The following is a 22,532-nucleotide window of genomic DNA, read 5'->3' on the forward strand; positions in this document are numbered from 1 at the left end:
GAATGAGCCTGAAATACCCAAGCCAGAAAAATAAATTCATGCAAGTTTTAAGCTCAAGTTTATTCATTTTATCCGCTAATGTTCATAAGAAGAAGCTAAAGTATTGCTGAAATAAAATTACAAAGGAGCGGCTTCATGCTTTCAGGACTTGCGCGTAAAGATCTCTTTTCACCAGATCAAAGCCCGCCCCAAATAGCCCCTGTCGAAGGCTCGGTTGCAAAAAAAGCAAAAATGGAGAGTCCGAGCGTGGAGAAAGATACTCCTACATTTAAAAAAATTTTAGATAAATCTTACGATAACAATACAAAACCAGAGGTAAATGAGAAAAATGAAAAGGAAGTACAAGCATCTCCACAAAAACAAAGTTCAATGAAACAGGAAGAGGGAAAAGAGAAAAAAGAAGACGATATTATTCCAAGCTTTTCTTTTTTACCAAATTTTTTCTTTTCATCTATGCAAAAAGACGAAAACTTTCAAGTCATCGCACTTAAAAATGAAAGCGGGCAAAATACCTCTAAGATAATAAATGAATTATTTCAAAAACCAGCAATGAGTCTTTTATATCAAAATCAATCCATTTTTGAGCAAAGTGAAGAAACAATAATTCCATTTCAATCTCCGAATTTTAACAAACAAGACAATATTTTACCCATTATGAAAAGCGAAAATTTTTACTCAGAAGAACAGACAACTCAGGTTTTAACTGGAGATAAAAATAATACAGACAAAAATAAATTTATTACAGTTGCTTTAAACACATCGGAAGAGACTAATTTTGTTATCAATAACACCCATAATATAGATGACCTCAAAAATGCTGTAAAAGATTATTTTCCAAATACAAAAGTAGAAGTCTTACAAAGCAAAGCAAAAGATGAAAACACCTTGGATGAAAAAAATCCAAATATTTTACCGACACCACAACTAGAAAAGAATAACTCAACAAATAATTCAAGTAATAAAGTCGATATTAAAATTGAGAACCAAGAAAAAATACCTAGTATTAAAGCAAATGAACTTCAGACAAAAAACTTTATTATATCCGATCAACCTGAAAGCTTCCTTATTAGAAATACTTTTCAAGAACAAGAAAATATTATTATTACCAAACCAGTAAATAAAATGGATGGACAATCTGAAAAACCGCTAGAAAAAAATAATTTTCTTAATTCTTTTATAAATTTATTTGACAATAAATTAAACAATAAATCTAGTGATTTTCAACTTTTAAAAAATGAAGTTACAATTCCTCTTCCCACAATTTTAACGAACAGCCCTAAACCAGAAAATAGTAAATATGACATTGAAGAATTCATCACTCTACAATCTTCTCCAGAAGAGATAAAAGCACCGTTAAAAAAAGAGGATGCAAATAGTAAAATTGATCCATTGCTCATGAAACTCGAAGAAAAAGCTAACAATACAATTGCCAATGAGAAAGATTTAAAAACCGATACCAAAGTTGGAAAATCCGAAATCGAACTTAAAGTGACTCCTAAAAAAGAAGATAATTTAATGCTAAAAGATAATAAAGACTTACCAATTGAGAACGGTAAGATTGAAGCCCCAAAAGAAAGCAATTTTAAACGAAATGAATCTTCCATGCAAATGTCAAACTTTGAAAATTCATTTAAAAAAGAAGAAAAATTTAATGATGAAAAAAAGAGTTTTGACGATAAACCCCTAGTCATAGAAAAAACAATCTCAGCTCAAGAAAAAACCCCTATCGTTGTTTCAGACAAAGGCAAAGCAGACTTTTCATTGCCAATTGTGAGTGCATCAACGCGAAAAGCCATCGATCTATCAACTCAACTCCAAGCGCGTGGAGGTGGCACGGCCAAAGTGAGTATACAAGATGATAAATTAGGCCAAATTGAATTGAATATACAAATGAAGAAAGATAGCAGCGTAAGTTTAGAAATTAAAACTTCAAGTAAGGAACTAAAAACATTTATAGAAAATGGCACAGATTCACTTAAGAAATCATTGGAAGTACAAAATATAACTCTCACAGATGTAAAAGTTTCCACAACTGAAAAATCTTCTCAGAGCAATCTCAACTCTGGTGGACATTTTAACTCAAATGATAACTTTAAACAAAATTCAGACAATAATCAAAGTAGTCAAAATAATAATCAAAATTTTGCAAATACATTTTCCAATCAAAACAATCAAAAATTCTTTCAAAATCAAGAAAATGACTTGATAATCAATCCATATCAAACTGCAAATAGTAACAATTTAAGTGATAAATTTAAAAAAGTGGAAAAAAATTCATTAACAAATATTCAACGTGGTGCAAATGGATCTATTAAAGTTTTAGCTTAAATATTTTATTATTATTTATATTTTATGATGGAGACAATTATGTTTATTGGAGATGTAAAAGGCCCGGTTAAAGTTCCAGACAGAGCAGCAGAACCCCCTAAGGATAGCAATTTAAAAGTTGAAAAAGGGGATGACTCTCCAAATTTTGAAAGAATGATTTCTGAGTCAAATTTTGAAAAACAAGCTGAACTTGAAAAAGAAAAAGCTGCTGCAGGCGGAGATTTTAAATTAGGTGAAAATAAAACGGACCGAGATTTCAGGCAACAACTTGAAAAAGTAACAGGGAAAAAGCAAGACAAAGCAAAAAATAAACTTGAAAGAGATGATTATTTAAATTTACTCGTGACCCAACTTAAATACCAAGACCCAAGTAAACCAATGGAACATTTTGAGATGGCTTCACAAATGGCACAATTTAATACAGTTGAACAACTTATGGGAGTTAATAAAGTATTAACTGAAATGAAAAAAATGCAGAATGACAATAAAGCTGAAAAACTCGCTCAATATTTAGGCAAAGATATTGAATTGCAAGGTGACAAAATTAAACTCTCGGGTGATGGAAAAATATCATCTGCTAAATTTGAAATAGAAACTCCTGCAGGAAATACAGTCGTCGAAATTAGAGATGAACAAGGAAAACTTGTGAGAAGCATTCCAATGGGACCTAAGCAAGCTGGAGCTCATAAAATAACTTGGGATGGCTTAAATGATAAAGGGGTTCCACAACAATCAGGAAATTATACATTTAATGTTCTAGCATCTACCGATGAAGGGAAACATTTATCAACAAAACTTTCGTATGTGGCCCATGTAGAAGGAATTACCGATATATTAACAGGCGGTAAATTGGATACTAATTTAGGCTCAGCCGATCCAACAAAAATTGTCGCAATTCGCAATCCTGAAGAAGTTCCCAAGATTGCAAAACCCATGAATCCTTATGCGCAGCGCCCGAGTAAAGATCCCGCGCTCCTTAACAATGAAAATCCATTAAATAAAAATAATCTGCAAAATATTACACAAAATGCACAAATAAATCCTGCACAAATGGAAGAACAAATGATGCCTCCACAAATGCAAAACGCACTCAATCAACCACAGGCTATGCCAGAGCAAACTCGCATGATGCCTCCACAGATGCAAAACGCACTCAATCAACCACAGGCTATGCCGGAGCAACCTCGCATGATGCCTCCTCAAGTTCCACAAAAAATTGCGAATTTAAGCCCACCTCCCAATGGTGAGCCACAACGTCTTATGCCACGTCAATCGCCGAAACCCATTGACAATTCAGGACCAAAAGAGGTTTTTGCCTCACAAAATAGTCCTGCGCCACGCCCCGCTCCTCAGAATAAAAGTGGTGAAATACCTCCACAAATTTCCCCACAACGCTATGGGGGTCCTCCGCCTGTGGCTGGAATCAATGGCAGATCGATTTGATAATTTCTATTTATTGATAAAGGACACGTGTCATGCCAATAAATTATGCCTTATTTAGTGCGGTTTCTGGTTTAGGTTCCAATGCAGATGGGATGTCAGTTGTTGCCAACAACATCGCCAACGCGAATACAAAATCTTTTAAAACAGATAGAGCTGAATTTGAAGACATGTTCGCTGTGACGCTCAATGAAAGATCGCAATTGGGACGTGGTTCTCGGTTGAGAAATATCACAACGCTATTTAATCAAGGTGCTTTGACTAACACTGGGCAAATCACTGACTTGAGCGTTCAAGGCGAAGGATTTTTTATCGTTAAAAATGAAATGGCTGAAGTGAAGGAATCGAACGGGATGTTTTTCACCCGTCAGGGCAGCTTCCGCTTTGACCGCGATGGCAAGCTGACAGATCCTACGGGCAGCCGAGTGCAAGGTTTTATGCCCGATCCTGACAGCAACAATCGCTTATCTGTCAAAATGACAGATCTACAAATCATCAGCAATGTACTCCCCCCTAGAGCTACTTCCATAGTGAATGTCGTGGCAAACTTAGATGTGCGTGAAAAGCCACCTCTTGATGAATTTGATCTCTCACGCCCATTGGATACATCTAACTTTGCAAGTGCTGTAACAATATTTGATAACTTTGGCTATGGGCGCCAAGCAGTAATATATTATGTAAAATCTCCTGAACAAGATAAGAATGCCTGGGATTGGTATGCCACTGTCGATGGCCAAGAAGTTTCAGTCGATCCTCCGCGCAATCAAAGAGGAAAAGTTTTACCTGCTGTTATAGCGAAAGGCAGAGTTGAATTTGATGAAGATGGCAAACCGATATTACCCTTTTTAACAAAGGCCGGCCTTCCTGTCGGTATCGACATAGTGAGCCGCACGGATGCATTTGAGGTACAATTCGTCAACGGCGCGCGTCCACAAAAACTCCAGTTTAACTTTGGACCAACGATTGAAGAAGACTTAGTCTTAGGAGCACAAGGTTCTACAAGTATTGCCGCGCGTTCAGGTATTTCTTTTCACTCTCAAGATGGTTATGAAGCAGGATATTTAAAGACAATTAAAATTGACCTTGATGGGATGATTCGAGGGACTTATACGAATGGGCTTGAAAGAAGACTTGGAGCCATGGCCTTAGCCACCTTTCCAAACAATCATGGGCTGCAAAAAGTTGGGAGAAACAACTGGATAACGACCCCTAAGGCTGGAGAAGCCCGCATAGGTTTGCCACAAACTGCCTCAAGAGGAAGCATTTATTCCGCGAGCTTAGAGGAATCAAACGTGGATTTGGCTCAACAATTTGTGGATATGATTTTAACCCAACGTGGCTTCCAAGCAAACTCAAAGGCCATCACCACCACCGACACAATGCTCGAAGAAATAATCAATCTTAAAAGATAATTATATCTGAATAGAATCGAAGCCATGTGCTTCAATATGAATGAATGGCCTGAGTTATTACCACATGTAAAAACAATCATATATGAGGATATTTTAAATAAAATAAAATATCTAAGCTTAATATTTGATTTTCTAAATTGAGATGTTATCAGTACTTTAGTTAGCAATCTTTTCTTGCAATAGAGTTTAAGATCTTCTAACATTTTAAGAGATTTTAAACTTGGTTTTATTGTATGAAAATAAATGAAAAAAATATGTATTCTCGTTCCGCTTGCTCTCATATTGTTATTGGAATTTTTATCGTTTTTTTTCATTTATTTTTAATTTTTTTACCTATTTATTTATTTGACTCTTTAAATATAAATATAATTATTAAATCATTATTGGCTATAATAATCATTTTTTTCATTGGCACTCGCATGCGAGCACTTGGCAATATTATACATGAATGCTCACACTATACTTTTGTACCATCAAGAAAACATAACATTAATATCGGAAAAATAATTTGTTTTTTAGACATCTCTGATTTCAATACCTATAAAAAAGACCATTTTTCTCATCATCGTTATTTAGGAGATCCTGAACGTGATGAAGATTTTAAAGAAAGAAAAAAAATTGGTATATTTAAAGATGATAGACTGCATTTTTTTAGGATTTTATTAATAATCCTATCCTGCAAAAATTGGTTTTTATTAATCAAAACAAATAAATACTTAAAGAGCATTATTTGTTTTAAGAATAAAAAATCTATTTATTATTTAATATTTTTATTATTGCTTGGCATTGTAATTGGATTTTCAAATTTATTTATGTTTATTATTCTTCCTTATCTTTCCAGTTATCAAATGATGAAACTATTATCAGATTATCTTGATCATGGAGCGATTTATTTTAAAGAATCCACAGAGGAAAGAACGCGCAACCATATTTTTTCCATAGGAATACTCAATTGGATTTTTTTTCCCCGAGCAGACTGTTTTCACTTAGTTCATCATTTGTATCCCACGATTCCTACCAATCAATTAGCAAAAAAACACCATGAAATTATGCGAAAAAATGCAAATTATAAATTGAGAAGACATAATATATTCTAAGGCCAAAGCAAATATTGACTGCCAAAAGGATCTTTACCTTCATCAATATAATGCTGAGCGGATTTACTTTTTAAATCAGCGTCTACATAAGTTAAAAATGTGTATTCGTCATTGTCTTTTTTTATAGTCAAAGTATTGGGTTGCCTAGGATTTATTGCTTTAATTTCAACTTCATCTCCCTTATCCCAATCATCACCTTTCTTTCTATTAATGGTAACCTCATCACCAATTGCATAGTTGTGAAGTTTTAGGGGAGGAACCCTACGAATAGTTTGTTTCTCACCATCTTTATAGTATTCAACATAATAAGGTGTGCGATCAAAGATCGGTGGAATCATTGACTGCTCCAGAGTAGGTCGATTGACTTCATTCAGTCGGTATTTTTTGCCAAGGGCTTTATCAAATGAATAAAATAAAGATTATTTTCCTTATATTACTTAATGTTATGTTAAGTCCAATTTATCTTATTCTGTTCATTTTTTGTTTTTTGTTAACCGTATTGCCTATTTTTCCAACTCGGATCGCAAAGCAAAACCTTGCGGAGCGTTTAGGCGTCAAAGGGTTACAGGCAAACTACTATATATCATTAATATTCTTGAATTATATTTATTATTTTGTTGAAGCATTTATCTTTCATACCTTAAACTTAAACGTCTGTGTCTTTGCTGACGACGATCAATTAAGCGAAGTAAAATCATTAATCACAAAAAAACATACACTGAGCCAAGAAAAAGGCTGTGTATTTATTTTACCACATATGGCCAATGTTGAAATGTATGCTTTGCCAGTAATAGAGCTCTATCAAGCAACATTAAAAACAAAAATATATGCACTTGCTCAACCAACTAAATCACAACTGACAAATAAAATATTGGAATGGTACAGAAAAAGACCAGGTTTTGACATGATTTGGACAGACAATAAACTTTTTACAAAAATGGAAAATGCAATTAATAAAGAAAAAGCATCTGTTTGTATGCTCACCGATCAAAAGGCAAAAAAGGGGGGGGTCTTTATTCGTTTTTTTGGAAAATATGCGGCCTTTCCGACTTCAGGATTACGGATGTGTTTAAATCAAAATATGCCGGTAATCTATGCATCTGCTAAAAGAATATTCCCAGGATTTCTCACACTCAAATTAAAAATTGGACAAAACAATCACTTAAAAAGCAAAGCTGTGTCCAATAAAATACATAATACAACTGAGTTGAATTCGGCAGAAATATTTAATTTCTCAGAATTAAAAGAGCGAGAAATAGAAACAGCGCTTGAATTATCTTATTTTGTCGCTTGGGTTGAAAAAGAAATCCGGACCAATCCAAGTCAATGGTGTTGGGATTACAATAAATGGTCGCGAGATCCAAGCAATTAAATACAAAAACTTATATAATTTCTCTGCCCGCAATGGTTCCAGCAGCACGGCTTGAACATCCGCAGGTTCTGTTTCCAGCAGACTCAAACATAGATCCACACGTCAAACAGCGGCGGACACGAACATGGATTGGGGAAAGACCTGCAAGACGACGCGCAATGTTTTTTTGTTCGATATCTTTAATAACGCTAGGAGGTAAAGTCTTGATACGCATGCCATTTTCAATTCTCTCGCCATTTGCAAGATCAGACACAGGCGCGTGTACAGAGTCTTTAACTGCTGCGCTTTCTTGCTCGTTCGAAAGTAAAATTTTAGAATTATTGCGTATTAACATAGGTACCTCATAAATATTTAGAAAAATTCTTGTAAGAAGGGATCTTGGATGGAATGCACCACCTTGAAGTCTTGCAAGCTAAACGAGAAAAAGAAAATATTCTTTGATATGGATCAATAAACTATATGATTAATACTATAAATCATCTGAAGCACTTGCTTTTACTACAAAACTTCTATCCTCTATTTTCACTGATCATTTTTCCATTATTTATGCTAAATAGCTGTAATATAGCAAAAAATGATCCTAAAAAAGCCCTCAATACGATCTCAAGCCCTTTTTATTCGATTGAAAGTTCTGCAGATACTTTACAATTTACTTATCAAGACCTTAACCCTTATATTGTCAATGGTTTAGCCTGGACCCCTCTTGTTCTTCCTATCAAAGAAAATATTCTTATTCAGCAATCTGATTTTCTTAGCGCATTTTGGCAAGAAAAAGATGATCCTGTGCTCCCACCTATTGATGGGTCTTGCAGTTTTATCAATAATCCAATCAACGAAGAAAAAAACGCGCAAAAAGGCCCTCTCAAACTTGTTAACTTCAGCTCAGACAGTGCTGACCCAAGCAAAGATGCAGGTGAAATTTTCTTTCTTCTCAATTCAGAAACCTTAGATCCATTTGCAATGCTCAAATTAAATATATATGGACAAGCAAAATGTTTTATATCACAGAAAAATTATCGAATATCATCAGGTTTTGGGAAATTACGCAATGAAAAAGATGCTCAGACAAATGCTTCTCAACAGTCTGTTCCTTTTTCTGAATATTCTTATCTCTCCTTTCTTCCTCAAAGAGTAGATGGCATTTATGAAGGAGATCTCGTTCGCATTGGCCGGAGTCTATCAGCAAATGTCTGGACCAATTTAAAAGATAAATATAATGAAGGTGGATTTTTTATACCAACTAAAATAAGCAATGATTTATTTGTATCAGGAAATTTCCAATCCAAAAAAATGGGAGTGGATGAATTTATGCAAACATCTATTCTTGTAGGAAATACGCCTTTTAAAGTTAAACTAGAAACCTCAACATATCAAATTGCTATTTTTCGCAAAAATAAAATGGTTTGTTTAAAAAGTATAGAACTCAAACCAGAAGAAGTTTATGATTTCACATGCTTTCCAAATGAAGGACAAACTGAAGATGATATTTTTGAAAATGAAGGGCAAAACTTTTATTTTGATCCCACATTTTATCCATTTTCTATTTTAGATTCAATTCATTTTCAGAGATGGGCATTTTCATTTCCAAATAATTTTCTCGTAACATCACCATTAAATATAAGAAATGATTATTATAAAGAAGATGAGCATACGAATTTTCAAAAAGAATTTCAATTTTTATTTCAAAATTCAAATAATAAATTAACAAGTATATTAGGTAAAAAATACAATATTTTGAATTTTGATAAAATAAATAAACAAAGTTTAGATCAATATTATTTAGGTGTAAATTCATCAATATTTTCAAGTTATATTAATACCGTTCAGAATTATCCTAAAGATATAGATTTAATCGGAATTCCTTTGGGCGCTGTAGGAGAAAAAAGTCTTGCCCTTGGAGCAGTTCCATTTTCGGCTTTTACAAAATTTACTAAGCAAAATCTGGGTGAAGATTTTTTAAGCATGTCCAATGTTCAAGCATCTAATGGAACTTTAATTAAAATTTTTGAACCTTTACCCATAACAAACAATGGTGGAGTCCTAACCAGTTTTATTCAACAGAGATTTCGTTTTCGAGTGGTTATTCCTCCTTGGAATTCGACAAATATTGTAGAAATGTATATTAATGGTAAAATTCATCGTCGTTGGATTTTAGATCGAGGTGATATTTCAAAAGCATATTCACAGAGTATCGAAGATGTCACGAATGAAAAAGGATCTTTTTCAGTTAGATGGATAGCCTGGGGTGAGGATTATTTACCTGATTTTCTAACTGGCTCTAAAAATACTTTACCACTTATGATCACCCGCGATTATTGTATTGATACTCTAGGCGATGGAATATGCCATATGGAGCTGCAAAAATGATAAAATACAGTCATGCTGAGATCGAAAAGGATTATAAAGCACGCGAAAACTTTCTAGCCACCAACAATCGTAAATACTTAGCAGAACTGATCGATTCCACACTTTTAAAAGCCGATCTTTTAAAATCTCAGATTGAAGTTCTCTGTCACGAAGCAATTGAGCATCGATTTAAAAGTATTTGCATTCCTCAAACTTATCTTAGTTTTGCAAAAGATATTTTCCTAAACTCAATCACAAAAAGTGAACAAACAAAAATCTGCACCGTTATTTCTTTTCCTTTAGGATATACAACAACTGAAGCAAAAGTTAAAGAAATAGAAATTGCCCTTCAAAAAGGTGCAGATGAAATTGATTTTGTCCAAAACATCACTTTTGTAAAAAATGGTGATTTTATTTCGCTAGAACATGAATTTCTTGCTCTAGCCAAAGCAGCACAAAATAAAGTAACGAAAGTTATTTTAGAAACGGCTTTATTAACCAGCGATGAAATATTTAAATGTACTTTTTTAGCTGCAAAATGCGGGATTCACATTATTAAAACATCGACAGGTTTTTCACATAGAGGGGTATCAACAGAAGATATAAGAATTATTAAAAATGCATTAGAAACTCACCAAAAAGAAACAGGAATTATTCTTGGAATCAAAGCAAGTGGGGGAGTTCGCTCTTTAAAAGAAGCTTACGAACTTGTGAATTTAGGTGCAACCCGACTTGGTACCAGCGGAGGAGTTGTTATCCTCCAAGATAAAACAAATGTAAATAATTATTAATTTTTATCATAGGATTTTGTAATGGAAAATATCAATAAAAATCAAGGTGATTCACATTTTTTAAAAAAAATTAGTCTTGTTTCTATTTTAATCAGCATTGTTGGTTTTGCAGTCTCTCTCTATGCACTCATAATCCATTTAGAGCTTATTCTAAACTCTTCAAGCACTTCTGTGTGCGATATCAATGCAAAACTAAGTTGTTCCGCAGTCATTGGTAGCTCTTATGGAGAGTTTGCCGCTATTCCTTTAGGGGCATTTGGGATGACATATTTCTCCATCCTATTTTCAGCTGCAATCATGCCAAGAATTGCGAATATTAATCACAAATGGCTTGCCTCAGTTGAACTTGCTTTAGGCTTAGTTGGTCTATTCACTTCAATAGTTTTGGCATATATTTCTTATAAAGTTATTCAAATAACTTGTCCTACTTGCACAGTTATTCACATTACGACTGCTGCATATACTCTTGTTAAAATCAAACAATATTTAAATTTAAAAAATGAAACAAAAAGATCACAGCCCGATGCTCTCACACGTTTTCTAGCTGTTTCGTTATGCTTTGGTTTACCACCATTAGCAGCAGGTTTAATCGGTAACATTATGGCCGAACATTTTAAAAAACCAGCTGTAGAAGCTTCTGCAAATACTGAAAAAAAGCCAGAACAAAGTAACATTCCAACTGTAGAAGCCAATAATGCTACCAAAGCCCTAATGACATTTAATAAAACAAACTTTGTCGGAAATGGTGAAGATTATCGCAGAGGAAGTGATTCAGCCAAAGTTATTGTCCAAATGTTTTCTGATTATGGATGTCCGCATTGCCGTATAGCAACAGAAGCTATAATGAAAGCGCAAGACATTGTGGGTTTAAATAAGGTGTTATATGTTTACCGTTTTTTTCCATTGAGCAATAAATGCAACCCTTTTATGCAATCAGAAGGTCCTTATGAGTATTCTTGCACACTCACTGAAGCCACTCGTTGTGCAGGTCAGCAAGGTAAATTCTGGGAGTTTAAATCATGGGGATTTTCAGCTCAATTTTGGTCTGATGCGCAGAGAAGCGAAAGTTTTTCTATGAAAGGATTAAAGAAAGAAGCAGATGTGCTAGGAATAAATTCCGATCAATTTACTCAATGTATACAAAGTCACGTTGAGTTACAAAAGATTAAAGATGATGCTCAAATTGCCAATCAATTAAATATTAAAGGTACACCACTTATTTTTATTAATGGGGTTGAATATACAGGGGATCATACATTTTTAGCATTTTCTGAAGCATTCAATCGCTCACTTTAAAATACGACTACACTCATCCTGGCGGCCAAGATAATGATCTCCCACCTAAAACATGACAGTGCATATAATAAACTGTTTGACCGCCATGTTCGCCATTGTTAAAAACAAGCCGATAGCCTGACTGAGAAATACCGGTTAATTCCGCAACTTTTTTAGCAGCAAACAACACTCGTCCCATTTGATCTATATCATTTTCATTTGCTTGCGCTACGTTCACTATTTTTGTTTTTGGAATAACCAAAACATGAACGGGCGCTTGAGGGCTTATATCATTAAATGCTAAAGTATACTCATCTTCATAAATTGGTTTACAAGGGATTTCTCCTTGTAATATTTTTTCAAAAATTGTTTTTTGACTCATTGTGGTTTCTCGCATAGAAAATTAGGTGAATACAAATATCACAAAGAGAAGTATCACAAAAACCGCTGCAAACCAAATATATCCTTTTGGTCTATAAATATTGAAAGGCTCTTCTTCAAAGTTTGTTAACTTAGTGCTCTTTGCCATTTCTTTTTCATTCATTTCTTTTTTATTTGTTTCATGTTCTTTCATAGAGTCTTTTGGATGACTCATTTCTTTTTTATTTGTTTCATGCTCTTTCATAGAGTCTTTTGGATGACTCATTTCTTTTTTCATACTCTCCGATGAGTGTTCTTTTGATTTTTCCATATTCGTTTGGGTATTAACCATGGTTCCATGTGGGTCTTTAGTTTCTATCTCTTTCTTTTCTGTTTTTTTCTCGCCTTTTTTAGCTTCAGGTAAAGTCATTTTTTTGAGAGCATGTTCATCACTTTTAGGCTCATAGACCTCTTCGCCATTCACTTTCTTAACTTCATGTGAAGGATTCTCGTGTCCTGAATCAGCATTTAAATTTGAAAAAATAAATATGATATTAAGAAATGCTATAAAAAAAACTATGGAATAAATTATTTTCCGCCGCAAGGCATAACCTCCGAGCTTAGAAAGAATGCAATTTTAAAAAAGCATCATTGTATTTCCATACTATCTTTTTTGTGAAGCTTTTTGTTGCCTTTGATTCCAAATTTGACGGACGAGTTTATGCCAATATTCTGTGTTGGTAGGAGAAATACCTTTGACCGAAACAAATTTTAACAGTGGTGATTTCCCCTCATAGGGGATTTGTTTTGGAACGATATCTGTAAACAGATGCACAGGTCCCGAAATTTTATGACGTTTAAAAACCTTTTCAGGACCATAAACGCGCAACTCAACTCTGAGTAAACCTTTAGGTTTATCCACAACTTGCTCGAAAAAAGAGTCAATCTGCGCCCCCTGTTCTTCATTTTGCGTTTGCAACGACAATGCCAATTCGTTCTCTCCAAAATCATGAATTTCACTTTCAAATCCATAGGAGAAACTACCGTAACAAAACCATATGTCCACACAAAATTCTTGAAGCATATCTCTCTACTTAAATCGTCCTGAACGAATGATACCTAATATGAGCCAAAGGCCTAAGACCAAAGCAATACCAAAGCCAATCAATCCAAATGTGGCTAAGGAGTCGTACAGTCTACCTTGTTTTCCATAAGTAGCAATACTGCTGCCCAAGACTATAGAACCAATTAATATTGCTAAGCTTAATCTATTTGATGCGCGATCGATTTCGCGAGTCAAAAATATAATATCTTCACTCTTAAACTGAAAGGCGAGAGAGCCGGTTTGCAATTTTTTTGCAAGAATTCTTAGGGTTATTGGTAAATCCTTAATAAATGCTCCGGAATCATGCATTGCTAAACTGATATTGCGCTCAAACCATTTTTTATCGAAATGAAATAACGCATTTTTTTCTGCATATTCTGTTGAAAACTCTAGAATTTGAAATTTTGCATCCATACTGCGACCAAAGTTCTCTAGAGCAATCAAAGCTCTAAAGAAGAGGATCAATTCTCTTTCAAGGGGAGCTCCTTTGCGTGCAGATACTTTTGCAATACGCATAAGAACTTTACCTAAATGCATCTCTTGTGCGGGGAGAGTGATGATATTGTCTAATATTTCTGTGATTTCAGATTCTAATTGATCATTTGAGGTCAGATCATCATTTTCGGTTAAATCTATAAATAACCGAGCACAGGTTTCAATATCTTGTTTTGACAAGGAGTAAAACATAAAAGCCATGGTATTGCGAATGTCTCGTTTGAGTCGCACTGTCAGTCCAAAATCGATAATTGCTAATTTCCCATTGTCCATCAGAATAAAGTTACCTGGATGTAAATCCCCATGAAAAACCCCAAATTTAAAGGTCATGTCAAGAAAAGCTTCCACTCCAAGACGGGCCAAAGACTTTGTGTTTTTAATTTCTAATTTACCTGTGAGTTTTGTGCCTTTAATCTCACTCATACAGAGAATTTTTGAAGTACAATACTTATAAAATATCTGAGGAATTTCAATGTTTTTATGATCTTTAAAAAAAGCACGCATTCTTTCTGTGTTTGAAGCTTCGCGCAAATAATCCAATTCGTTGAGCAAAGAACGCCGGAGTTCCTCAATTATCACTGTTGGCCGTAAAAGTCTTAACTCAGGCATAGCTGTTTCTAAAATAGAAGCTATGGTCATTAAGATCGCTAAGTCATTTGAAATAATAATATTGATATCTGGCCGTTGAATTTTAAAAACCACATGCCGTCCATCTTTTAGCAGAGCTCTGTGTACTTGACCTATACTCGCGGAACCAATCGGCACATAATCGAAGTCTTCAATTTCCGCTAGAATATCTTCGGAAAACTCATCAATTAAACATTTTTCAACCACTTCTTTTGGTAGAGGTTTTACTCTATCATGCAATCTTTTAAATTCTTCTACATAATTTTTAGGCAAAAGATCCTCTCTTGCAGCAAGGATCTGTGCTAATTTTACAAATGTTGGACCCAGTTCTTCAAAGGCCATAGCCAAACGTTTCGCTATGGAATGAGGGGTGTTCATATGTTGCTCATGTAGACTTGAATCATTCGTTTGGGATTGAATGAGATCACGTAACTCAGTTCTTTGAATCTCCCTTTTAAATCCATAACGCGCTAAAATATTTACAATATGGGTAAGCCTCCCAATATTTCTAAATTTTTGTAATATGCTTGAAGGCATAGAGACCTCTCAATTTTCAACCTGAGGAATTTTTATCGTTTACAAACCTCGATTCATTTATAATACACTGGTAATTTATTATCTAAGGAATTTGTTTTGCAATACGAAATATTACTGCTTTAAATTTAATCACCCGAGAGGCTTGTATGAAAATAAATTGCAGAGAGTTTACACAAATGTATAAAAGTGCGGATAAAAATAAGAGTACTTTATTGGATGTTCGGAATAATGAAGAAGTACAAAATGGTTCTCTACCCTGGAGTTTACATATTCCAATAGTTGACCTTGAGTTTAGGTATCTCGAAATCCCATCTGACAACGAAGTTTTTATCTATTGCAAGTCTGGGGGAAGAGCGGAAAAAGCAGAGATGTTTTTGACTCATAAAGGATTTAAAAAAACAAGGTATGCCAGCCCAGGGGGCTATGAGGAATTAAAAGAGTTATTTTAAGGGGATACCTTCAAGAACTTTTTTAACCGCAGCCAATAGTTTATCAGGAACAAAAGGCTTTACAATCCAAACCATGATGCCTATTTCTTTGCCCTGTTGAGCAACTTCTTGACTTGCCACAGTTGAAAGCATAAATATTGGAATGTTTTGAGTTTTGGGATCGGATTTGATTGCTTTTGCCATTTCAAGACCGTTCATTTTAGGCATATTGAGATCAGAAATAATCAGATCCACTGTGTTTGAGCGTGTCACAGCCAAACCCACAGAACCATCTTCTGCCTCTAATATATTATAACCACCTTTAGATAGGGCATATTTTGCAAGATTTCGCACTGTTAATGCATCATCCACTATCAAAATAGTTTTTGCCATTGAGGACCTCAAGCCGAAAGAATTCTAGACTTTCTTTTCGGTATTTTTTATTTCTACTTTAGGGGGTGGCTCGTCCACAGAATCGTCCAGTAAGATTTTATGTGCGGGTGTTTTCAAATCTTCAAATTGACCATTTTTAACTGCAAAAAGAAAAATAATTAAAAAAGCTCCGCCAATTATAAGCATAAATATTGCTAAATACATTATGATTGCCATATTTTATCTCCTTTACGAAAAAAAACAATTAGGTAAACCGTTAAAGAAGAAAATGGCATAAATAATGCCGCAAATAATGGATTGACATATCCAAATGCGGCTAAGATAACTACAATTATATTATAATATAAACTAACTGTAAATAAAATTATTAAAGTCTGTTTTATGTATTTGCAATACTCAAAAGTCTTTTTTAATAAGCTCATTTCATGCTTGCGTAAAAAAATATCTGCAGAATGCAGAGCCACGTCGACCCCTCCATGAGCGGCAATACCCACATGCGCTTTGGCTAACATTGCAGCATCATTAACACCATCACCAATCGCCAAAACACATTTCTTTGCTTTTTGTAAGTGCTCTAAAAACTCGAGTTTTTCATTAGGTAAGAGAGTTGAATAACAATTTTCTGGTTTAATCAGCAAAGAAGATGCTATTTTTTGCACAGATTTCTTTCTGTCACCCGATAAAATATAAGATTCAATATTTTTTCTTTTTAAGAATTGAATAAATTCTTTTCCATCAGCTCTAATCGTTTCTGACAAAACAAATTTTACAATTAAATTATCATATTTTGCATAAGCACAATAATCATCTGATTCAGTTAAATCCTCATAGCCAACAAAATTTTGTTTGCCAATTCTTATTTCTTTTCCGTCTGCAAATGCTTGAATCCCTTTCCCAGCAAACTCTTCGATATGAATCAATTGAATTTGCAAATCATTTGTTAAATAATTTTGGGCGATTGCTTTTGAGACAAGATGTAAAGAATTCTTCGCCACATGCGCTATAATATTTAAAACATATTTCTCTGTAATTTCAGGTAAACTTCCCTGCAGAAAAAAGTGATTCTTAATGGTTAAATTGCCTTCAGTTAAAGTACCTGTTTTGTCAAATATAACCGTATCAATTTTGGCAATTGTTTCGAGTGTTTCTGAACTTTTTACAATCACACCTTTTTCCCAGAGTTTTTTTAATGCAGAAGACATTGTGAGCGGAGTTGCCAAAGCCAATGCACAGGGACAGGAAATAATGAGAATAGCAACAAAAACATCTAAGGCTTTTGTTTTATCAATAAAAAACCAGACAATAAATGCCAAAACAGCTGTTAATATTGTTAAATATGTAAAATAGGGAAGAATTTTTTCCATTGCAGATTCTATTTGCGATTTTCTTGATTTTGCAGTTTGAATTAAATTCTCGAGGGATGAAATCCAAGTTTCAGATCCTGTTTTTTCTGCAACCACTTTAACTGGTTTTAAAATATTTTGTGAACCCGCAAGAACATGATCTGATACGCATTTAAAAATAGGAAACTCTTCACCTGTTAATGATGCTTCATTGACTTCGGTTTCTCCTTCAATAATTCTCCCATCAGCAAGAAATTCTTTACCAACTGGTACAATAAATATATCACCTTTTTTTATTGAATAAGCTTCTATAGGTAAAATATTTTTAATTGACTCACCCAGTTCTTTTGCTTTATTTAAGGATTTTTCATGGAAATAACGACCAACAAGTAATAAAAAAATCAAGCCAGTAATTGTATCATAATAAACTTTACCAGAATCTAGTATAGTTTCATAAATACTCACAAATAAAGAAACAATAAGTGCAAAAGAAATTGTCATATCAATATGCACAAGCTTATTTTTAAACGCTCTGTAAGAATTATAAAAGAAACTTCTTCCTGCATAGACAACGGTAGGAACAGATATGATCATACTCAAAACAATAAAAAGTTTATTGATATTATTATCAATACCGAAATATGCTCCCAAATAAGAACTCACTGCAAAAATCATGACATTGCCAAAGGCGAATCCAGATATTGCAATATCTTTTATCCGTTCTTTTTCATACTTGGATCGAAACTCCTTCGAAGATAAGAAAGGAAGCGGTAATACATCATAACCTGCAGAGATTAACATACGAGCAGCTTTTTCGAGAGACTTTTCATCTTTATTTATAAAAGAAAAACTCACTGTTCTATCAATTAAATTAACTGAAATTTCAGTGATATTAGAATCTCTTGAAAGAATTTTCTCTATTAACCAGATACAGGCTGCACACTTAATTTCTGGGACAAAAAATGCCCATTTATCCTCTTTGAATTTAAAAATAGTATTTAAATTATTATCGCGAAAAATCGAGAAATGTGCCTCATTATAATCTTGCGCTTGCGCAGGTTGCTCACCAACCAGCTTCATTATTTCATAATATTTATTTAAATCTTGCGCTTTTAAAAAATAAAAAACCGAATAGCATCCCTTACAACAGAAAGAATAATTTACTCTTTTTTTGTCCAAAGAATTTTGGCAGTGAAGACAAAATTCAGGCATTTTATTTTCTAAATTTATTTCTTGATCACTTCTATTTTGTGTTATTAATATATTGTTTTGTTCATATTGGGAGTCTTTTTTTATGAGTGAATTTTTAGACATTTTAGTTCCTTTATCATCGGTCGCCATCTTCGGCTTTTCCGGATCGCTCCACTGCCTAGGAATGTGTTCTCCAATGGTTGCCACCTGTCATAAAAAGACCTGGCAATACTTCATGTTTCGGTTGTTTTCTTACACAACTATCGGTGTTTTATCTGGATTTTTTGGTTCGTTATTTTTTGAAAAGTTTTTAGGTTTATCTGCTAGAAAAATCGCTTGGATAGTTGCAATCGTCTCTATACTTCAAATCTGTTACCTTCTTAAAAAATCATCACTCAATCAATCTATGATTTCACAAAAAATCTTAAATAATTTGATGAAATACTCCCCCTTATCCTATTCAGCAACTCTTGGAATTGTCACAGCTCTGTTACCGTGTGGGTTTTTATATACTGCCATTCTTATGTGTATTTCATATGCAAACCCTGTTATCAGTGGTCTAGGAATGCTTATTTTTTCAATCGTAACTTCTCCTGTACTCATTGGTGGTAAAGGAGTCTTTATTTTCCTGACTCGAAAAAATGAACATATTGCAAAATATGTTTCAATATTATTACTTTTAATTGTTGCTATTTTTGCACTCATGCGAGGAGGTGTTTTTAGCGACTTCTTTAATCATACACATGAGCAGTCCACCGAACATAAAATAAATTGCCATTAATGCAATTTACCAGGTTTCCCTTCAGGCTTTTTTGCCCCTGGAGGATTTGTTCCTTGAATGGATGCAATATAAAGGACGAGGTCTTGAATTTTTTTATCGCCTAATATTGTTTTCCAGCCTGGCATACCCTTTGCAGGTTCACCCTCTTCTATAATCTTTTGTACATCAGCAAAAGTATCGCCCGCAACCCAATAATCATCAGTCAGATTTGGACCAACAGTACCTTGCCCGTTCATACCATGACAAGAAGCACAATTTGAGGCATATATTTTTTTTCCATTCGCAATTTTATCAGCGTCCTGTAGAAAATTTTTATAATCAAATGGCGCTTCCCCACCAGATTTTCCAGGGCTTTCTTGTCCCATCGATATGAGATATTCTTTTTTAATAGTGCCACCACCTTTATATATCTGATAATATAATAAATAAGCGGCAGCAAAAAAAATGGTGCCGAAAAATAAGCAATGGAACCAGAGCGGAATTGGATTGTCGAGTTCTTTAATTCCATCGAAATCATGTTCTAAAAATTTTACTTCTTTTTTATTTTTTTTATCTTCATTCTCAGTCGTCATTTTTTGGCAAATCTCCACAATGTTTTATATATTTTTTACTTAAAATTGAAATCCAAATCATCCAAATTATATAAAGTAAAAATGTTCCCCCAAATACAATTGCAGTGAGAAATACATCTGAATGATCCGAGGCAAGCTCACGTATCATTTTTTACTTTCCTCTTTATTTTTTTGGGATTGTTCAAATGTATTTCCGTCGACACCAAGCCTTTGCAGATATGCAATCAGCGCAATCATTTCGGATTGTGAACTGATATTTACGCCTTGAGAGACAAGACCTTTTTGGATTTCTTCTGCTTGTTTATTTAACAGCGCATTGGCATTTTCGATTTCTTCAGCAGAATAGGGAACGCCCAATTTTGCCATGACTTTCAATTTATCGCTTGTGTATGAAGTATTTAAGAGGTCTTTTGCCAGCCAATCGTATTTAGGCATGGTGCTGTCAGGAGTCATTGTGGTTGGATCCATCATATGATTATAATGCCACAAATCACCATATTTTTTACCCAGTCTGTGTAAATCAGGGCCTGTTTGCTTAGATCCCCATAGGTGTGGGAAATCATATTCAAATTCACCCGCCTTTGAATAAGGACCATAGCGCATAACTTCTTCTTTAAATGTTCTGACCATTTGCGAATGACAATTGCTACAACCTTCACGAATATAGATATCGCGGCCTTCAAGCTCGAGAGGAGAATAAGGCTTAAGAGTAGGAATTCTTTCTTCGGTTGAATGGGAAATTAGAATCGGCAGGATTTGAATAATTCCACCAACTGAAACAGCGATTAAAGAGAGCATTCCCATAACGAGACCTAAATTTTCTGCTGCCTTTTGTAATGAACCAAATGTAGTTTTATTGTGCTCGATATTTGAAAAAGGTGCAGCTTCTGCTTCAGTATCTGGTACCTTACCTGCCAAGCGGATTGTCTTAAATAAAATATATGCACCAATGATAAAACCAATTAAGTATAAACTACCACCGATAGCTCGAATATAATGATAAGGTAAAATAGTTTTAGCCATTTCCATATAATTTGGATAAGTTAACACACCGTCTGTAATACTTTCTCTAACAATACCCAAATAAGCACCAGCAATCCACATAGGTATAGTATAAACAAGTATACCAATTAATGAAACCCAAAAATGTACATTTGCTAATTCTTTACGATAAAGAGTTGTTTTATAAATATTAGGCACTAGCCAATAAAGCATGGCAAAAATAAGGTAACCATTCCATCCTAAAGCGCCTCCATGCACATGGGCTATAATCCAATCGGTGTAATGAGCAACACGATTTATGTCTTTAAAAGAAAGTATAGGACCTTCTAAGGTAGCGATGAGATAAAATATAATCGCAGCTAAAAAGAATTTTATGGAAGGATGATCCTTCATTTCTTTCCAAGCGCTTTTAATCGTTAAAATAAAGTTAATCCCTCCCCCCCATGATGGAGCGATGAGCATAACTGAAAAAACAACGCCCAAAGATTGCAACCATTCTGGTAGAGCTGTGTACTGAAGATGGTGCGGACCTGCCCACATATAAATAAATATAAGCGACCAAAAGTGAAGTATAGAAAGACGATAAGAATAAATAGGACGATTGACTAATTTTGGAATGTAATAATAACCCATTCCTAAGAAAGGCGTGGTTAAAACAAAGGCAACGGCATTGTGCCCATACCACCATTGCACGAGGGCATCACGCACACCAGAATAGGCTGAATAGCTCTTAAAAAGTGAAACTGGCAAAGATATATGATTTACAATATGCAATAATGCGATTGAAATGATAGTTGCAATATAAAACCAGATAGAAACATACAATACTTTTTCACGGCGCACTGCAATTGTCATGAAATAATTAATGGCAAAAACAACCCAAACAAGAGTTATTAAAATTGCAATTGGCCATTCAAGTTCAGCATATTCTTTTGAAGTGCTGAGTCCCAGAGGTAGAGTGATCGCTGCTAACACTATAATGAGCTGCCAGCCCCAAAAATGTACTTTTGATAAAAAATCGCTATACATTCTCGTTTTTAACAGACGCTGAGATGAGTGATATATTCCTGCAAAAACACCATTTAAACAGAAAGCAAAAATAATTGCGTTCGTATGGAGAGGCCGCAATCTGCCGAACGTTAGCCATGGTAAGTCAAAATTAAATGGTCGGAAAAAAAGTTGGATAGCAATTATAACTCCAACCAACATTCCGACAATCCCCCATATGATTGTCGCTATTATAAACTTCTTAACAATATCATCATTGTATCGAAACCGTTCTAAACTCATCCTCAACTCCTACAACTCTTTTTAAATAATAAAAAGAAAAATACAATATCGATATTATATTTAATTATTTAAAAATTTATTTCAAGGTAACTGGGAAATTATGTTTGACTTATTATTGTCATAGCTGACGAAAATATGACATTATTATTGAGAATGATTCTCAATTATTTTTTAATAACTTACCAAATTTGAATATTTTAAAAATTTATCGGTTTTTTACTATTAAATTAAAAATAAAAAATTGTTCAATTTTATTTTGTCTGCACAAAAAATGATCGGCTTATTTTAATTGCCTCAAGAGTGTTAAATTTTATTTTTAGACTGATTTTCTTATCAGCTTCATTTAA

The 22,532-nt window shown here is 34.1% G+C and carries 22 protein-coding genes; 10 read left to right on the plus strand and 12 right to left on the minus strand.

Going from position 1 to position 22,532, the window contains the following annotated elements; translation table 11 throughout:
* Positions 1-135: 135 nt before the first annotated feature.
* From EZS29_RS10140 to EZS29_RS10155, 4 genes are all read left to right on the plus strand, one after another.
* Positions 136-2,328, plus strand: coding sequence for a flagellar hook-length control protein FliK (locus EZS29_RS10140; RefSeq protein WP_130609871.1), 2,193 nt, complete (start codon positions 136-138; stop codon positions 2,326-2,328).
* A gap of 39 nt (positions 2,329-2,367) precedes the next feature.
* Positions 2,368-3,771, plus strand: a complete 1,404-nt coding sequence (locus EZS29_RS10145; protein ID WP_172603886.1) for a flagellar hook assembly protein FlgD — start codon at positions 2,368-2,370, stop codon at positions 3,769-3,771.
* 32 nt (positions 3,772-3,803) lie between these two features.
* Positions 3,804-5,180, plus strand: a complete 1,377-nt coding sequence (locus tag EZS29_RS10150; protein WP_130609877.1) for a flagellar hook protein FlgE — start codon at positions 3,804-3,806, stop codon at positions 5,178-5,180.
* A 233-nt stretch (positions 5,181-5,413) separates the two neighbouring features.
* Entirely contained in the window at positions 5,414-6,277 is an 864-nt protein-coding gene (locus tag EZS29_RS10155) for a fatty acid desaturase family protein (RefSeq protein WP_130609880.1), read from the plus strand.
* Here the strand turns inward: EZS29_RS10155 and EZS29_RS10160 are convergent.
* Positions 6,274-6,615: a hypothetical protein gene (locus tag EZS29_RS10160; RefSeq protein ID WP_130609883.1), complete on the minus strand. Its 342-nt coding sequence runs from the start codon at positions 6,613-6,615 to the stop codon at positions 6,274-6,276. The two genes, EZS29_RS10155 and EZS29_RS10160, sit on opposite strands and share 4 nt — an antisense overlap.
* 65 nt (positions 6,616-6,680) lie before the next feature.
* Here EZS29_RS10160 and EZS29_RS10165 point away from each other — a divergent pair, with 65 nt between their 5' ends.
* The gene (locus EZS29_RS10165; protein ID WP_130609886.1) at positions 6,681-7,649 is read left to right on the plus strand and encodes a lysophospholipid acyltransferase family protein; all 969 of its coding nucleotides are present in this window, start codon (positions 6,681-6,683) and stop codon (positions 7,647-7,649) included.
* 10 nt (positions 7,650-7,659) lie between these two features.
* Here EZS29_RS10165 and EZS29_RS10170 read toward each other — a convergent pair whose 3' ends face one another.
* Positions 7,660-7,983, minus strand: coding sequence for a hypothetical protein (locus EZS29_RS10170; RefSeq protein ID WP_130609889.1), 324 nt, complete (start codon positions 7,981-7,983; stop codon positions 7,660-7,662).
* A gap of 125 nt (positions 7,984-8,108) precedes the next feature.
* Between EZS29_RS10170 and EZS29_RS10175 the strand changes: the two genes are divergently transcribed.
* Genes EZS29_RS10175 through EZS29_RS10185 form a run of 3 tightly spaced genes read left to right on the plus strand, consistent with a single transcriptional unit; the run spans position 8,109 to position 12,082 of the window.
* Positions 8,109-10,016, plus strand: coding sequence for a hypothetical protein (locus EZS29_RS10175; protein WP_130609892.1), 1,908 nt, complete (start codon positions 8,109-8,111; stop codon positions 10,014-10,016).
* Positions 10,013-10,786 carry a deoxyribose-phosphate aldolase gene (gene deoC / locus EZS29_RS10180; RefSeq protein ID WP_172603887.1) on the plus strand — a complete coding sequence of 258 codons (774 nt, stop codon included), beginning with the start codon at positions 10,013-10,015 and terminating at the stop codon, positions 10,784-10,786. The genes EZS29_RS10175 and deoC overlap by 4 nt, the downstream gene beginning before the upstream one ends.
* Positions 10,787-10,807: 21 nt before the next feature.
* A complete protein-coding gene (locus EZS29_RS10185) occupies positions 10,808-12,082 on the plus strand; it encodes a vitamin K epoxide reductase family protein (protein WP_130609898.1) in 1,275 nt (424 codons plus the stop codon).
* A 13-nt stretch (positions 12,083-12,095) separates the two neighbouring features.
* On the opposite strand, the gene EZS29_RS10190 is transcribed toward EZS29_RS10185, so the two are convergent.
* From EZS29_RS10190 to EZS29_RS10205, 4 genes are read right to left on the minus strand one after another with little or no spacing between them, the layout of a single operon-like run.
* On the minus strand, positions 12,096-12,443 hold the full coding sequence (locus EZS29_RS10190) for a histidine triad nucleotide-binding protein (protein ID WP_216678662.1): 348 nt from the start codon (positions 12,441-12,443) through the stop codon (positions 12,096-12,098).
* Between the two features lie 21 nt (positions 12,444-12,464).
* Positions 12,465-13,025 carry a hypothetical protein gene (locus EZS29_RS10195; protein WP_130609904.1) on the minus strand — a complete coding sequence of 187 codons (561 nt, stop codon included), beginning with the start codon at positions 13,023-13,025 and terminating at the stop codon, positions 12,465-12,467.
* A 60-nt stretch (positions 13,026-13,085) separates the two neighbouring features.
* Positions 13,086-13,505 (minus strand): hypothetical protein, encoded by a 420-nt coding sequence (locus tag EZS29_RS10200; RefSeq protein WP_130609907.1) that lies wholly within the window; start codon positions 13,503-13,505, stop codon positions 13,086-13,088.
* 6 nt (positions 13,506-13,511) lie between these two features.
* Positions 13,512-15,185, minus strand: coding sequence for an ABC1 kinase family protein (locus EZS29_RS10205; protein WP_130609910.1), 1,674 nt, complete (start codon positions 15,183-15,185; stop codon positions 13,512-13,514).
* 146 nt (positions 15,186-15,331) lie between these two features.
* On the opposite strand from EZS29_RS10205, the gene EZS29_RS10210 reads away from it, so the two are divergent.
* Positions 15,332-15,634 (plus strand): rhodanese-like domain-containing protein, encoded by a 303-nt coding sequence (locus EZS29_RS10210; RefSeq protein WP_130609913.1) that lies wholly within the window; start codon positions 15,332-15,334, stop codon positions 15,632-15,634.
* Here the strand turns inward: EZS29_RS10210 and EZS29_RS10215 are convergent.
* Genes EZS29_RS10215 through EZS29_RS10225 form a run of 3 tightly spaced genes read right to left on the minus strand, consistent with a single transcriptional unit; the run spans position 15,626 to position 18,663 of the window.
* Positions 15,626-16,006, minus strand: coding sequence for a response regulator (locus EZS29_RS10215; RefSeq protein WP_130609916.1), 381 nt, complete (start codon positions 16,004-16,006; stop codon positions 15,626-15,628). The genes EZS29_RS10210 and EZS29_RS10215 overlap by 9 nt on opposite strands.
* Positions 16,007-16,030: 24 nt before the next feature.
* Entirely contained in the window at positions 16,031-16,222 is a 192-nt protein-coding gene (ccoS, locus tag EZS29_RS10220; protein ID WP_130609919.1) for a cbb3-type cytochrome oxidase assembly protein CcoS, read from the minus strand.
* On the minus strand, positions 16,210-18,663 hold the full coding sequence (locus EZS29_RS10225) for a heavy metal translocating P-type ATPase (protein ID WP_172603888.1): 2,454 nt from the start codon (positions 18,661-18,663) through the stop codon (positions 16,210-16,212). The genes ccoS and EZS29_RS10225 overlap by 13 nt, the downstream gene beginning before the upstream one ends.
* Here EZS29_RS10225 and EZS29_RS10230 point away from each other — a divergent pair.
* Positions 18,644-19,321, plus strand: coding sequence for a sulfite exporter TauE/SafE family protein (locus EZS29_RS10230; protein ID WP_130609925.1), 678 nt, complete (start codon positions 18,644-18,646; stop codon positions 19,319-19,321). The genes EZS29_RS10225 and EZS29_RS10230 overlap by 20 nt on opposite strands.
* On the opposite strand, the gene EZS29_RS10235 is transcribed toward EZS29_RS10230, so the two are convergent.
* The 3 genes from EZS29_RS10235 to ccoN are packed head-to-tail and all read right to left on the minus strand — an operon-like array spanning position 19,318 to position 22,185.
* Positions 19,318-19,893, minus strand: coding sequence for a c-type cytochrome (locus tag EZS29_RS10235; RefSeq protein ID WP_130609928.1), 576 nt, complete (start codon positions 19,891-19,893; stop codon positions 19,318-19,320). The genes EZS29_RS10230 and EZS29_RS10235 overlap by 4 nt on opposite strands.
* A complete protein-coding gene (locus tag EZS29_RS15940) occupies positions 19,883-20,041 on the minus strand; it encodes a hypothetical protein (protein ID WP_172603889.1) in 159 nt (52 codons plus the stop codon). Before EZS29_RS15940 ends, EZS29_RS10235 begins: the two co-directional genes overlap by 11 nt.
* On the minus strand, positions 20,038-22,185 hold the full coding sequence (ccoN, locus tag EZS29_RS10240; RefSeq protein WP_130609931.1) for a cytochrome-c oxidase, cbb3-type subunit I: 2,148 nt from the start codon (positions 22,183-22,185) through the stop codon (positions 20,038-20,040). Before ccoN ends, EZS29_RS15940 begins: the two co-directional genes overlap by 4 nt.
* Between the last annotated feature and the right edge of the window lie 347 nt (positions 22,186-22,532).

The organism is Fluviispira sanaruensis (assembly GCF_004295685.1).
GTDB classification, from domain to species: domain Bacteria; phylum Bdellovibrionota_B; class Oligoflexia; order Silvanigrellales; family Silvanigrellaceae; genus Silvanigrella; species Silvanigrella sanaruensis.

What these genes read in the sequence shown, in the direction of transcription:
- EZS29_RS10160 (WP_130609883.1), bottom strand. Translation starts at nt 6,615, where the DNA reads ATGATTCCACCGATCTTTGATCGCACACCTTATTATGTTGAATACTAT.
- EZS29_RS10150 (WP_130609877.1), top strand. Translation starts at nt 3,804, where the DNA reads ATGCCAATAAATTATGCCTTATTTAGTGCGGTTTCTGGTTTAGGTTCC.
- EZS29_RS10225 (WP_172603888.1), bottom strand. Translation starts at nt 18,663, where the DNA reads ATGTCTAAAAATTCACTCATAAAAAAAGACTCCCAATATGAACAAAAC.
- deoC (WP_172603887.1), top strand. Translation starts at nt 10,013, where the DNA reads ATGATAAAATACAGTCATGCTGAGATCGAAAAGGATTATAAAGCACGC.
- ccoS (WP_130609919.1), bottom strand. Translation starts at nt 16,222, where the DNA reads ATGGCAATCATAATGTATTTAGCAATATTTATGCTTATAATTGGCGGA.
- EZS29_RS10175 (WP_130609892.1), top strand. Translation starts at nt 8,109, where the DNA reads ATGATTAATACTATAAATCATCTGAAGCACTTGCTTTTACTACAAAAC.
- EZS29_RS10140 (WP_130609871.1), top strand. Translation starts at nt 136, where the DNA reads ATGCTTTCAGGACTTGCGCGTAAAGATCTCTTTTCACCAGATCAAAGC.
- EZS29_RS10170 (WP_130609889.1), bottom strand. Translation starts at nt 7,983, where the DNA reads ATGTTAATACGCAATAATTCTAAAATTTTACTTTCGAACGAGCAAGAA.
- ccoN (WP_130609931.1), bottom strand. Translation starts at nt 22,185, where the DNA reads ATGAGTTTAGAACGGTTTCGATACAATGATGATATTGTTAAGAAGTTT.
- EZS29_RS10145 (WP_172603886.1), top strand. Translation starts at nt 2,368, where the DNA reads ATGTTTATTGGAGATGTAAAAGGCCCGGTTAAAGTTCCAGACAGAGCA.
- EZS29_RS10230 (WP_130609925.1), top strand. Translation starts at nt 18,644, where the DNA reads ATGAGTGAATTTTTAGACATTTTAGTTCCTTTATCATCGGTCGCCATC.
- EZS29_RS10200 (WP_130609907.1), bottom strand. Translation starts at nt 13,505, where the DNA reads ATGCTTCAAGAATTTTGTGTGGACATATGGTTTTGTTACGGTAGTTTC.
- EZS29_RS10155 (WP_130609880.1), top strand. Translation starts at nt 5,414, where the DNA reads ATGAAAATAAATGAAAAAAATATGTATTCTCGTTCCGCTTGCTCTCAT.
- EZS29_RS10205 (WP_130609910.1), bottom strand. Translation starts at nt 15,185, where the DNA reads ATGCCTTCAAGCATATTACAAAAATTTAGAAATATTGGGAGGCTTACC.
- EZS29_RS10185 (WP_130609898.1), top strand. Translation starts at nt 10,808, where the DNA reads ATGGAAAATATCAATAAAAATCAAGGTGATTCACATTTTTTAAAAAAA.
- EZS29_RS10190 (WP_216678662.1), bottom strand. Translation starts at nt 12,443, where the DNA reads ATGAGTCAAAAAACAATTTTTGAAAAAATATTACAAGGAGAAATCCCT.
- EZS29_RS10215 (WP_130609916.1), bottom strand. Translation starts at nt 16,006, where the DNA reads ATGGCAAAAACTATTTTGATAGTGGATGATGCATTAACAGTGCGAAAT.
- EZS29_RS10165 (WP_130609886.1), top strand. Translation starts at nt 6,681, where the DNA reads ATGAATAAAATAAAGATTATTTTCCTTATATTACTTAATGTTATGTTA.
- EZS29_RS10210 (WP_130609913.1), top strand. Translation starts at nt 15,332, where the DNA reads ATGAAAATAAATTGCAGAGAGTTTACACAAATGTATAAAAGTGCGGAT.
- EZS29_RS10235 (WP_130609928.1), bottom strand. Translation starts at nt 19,893, where the DNA reads ATGACGACTGAGAATGAAGATAAAAAAAATAAAAAAGAAGTAAAATTT.
- EZS29_RS15940 (WP_172603889.1), bottom strand. Translation starts at nt 20,041, where the DNA reads ATGATACGTGAGCTTGCCTCGGATCATTCAGATGTATTTCTCACTGCA.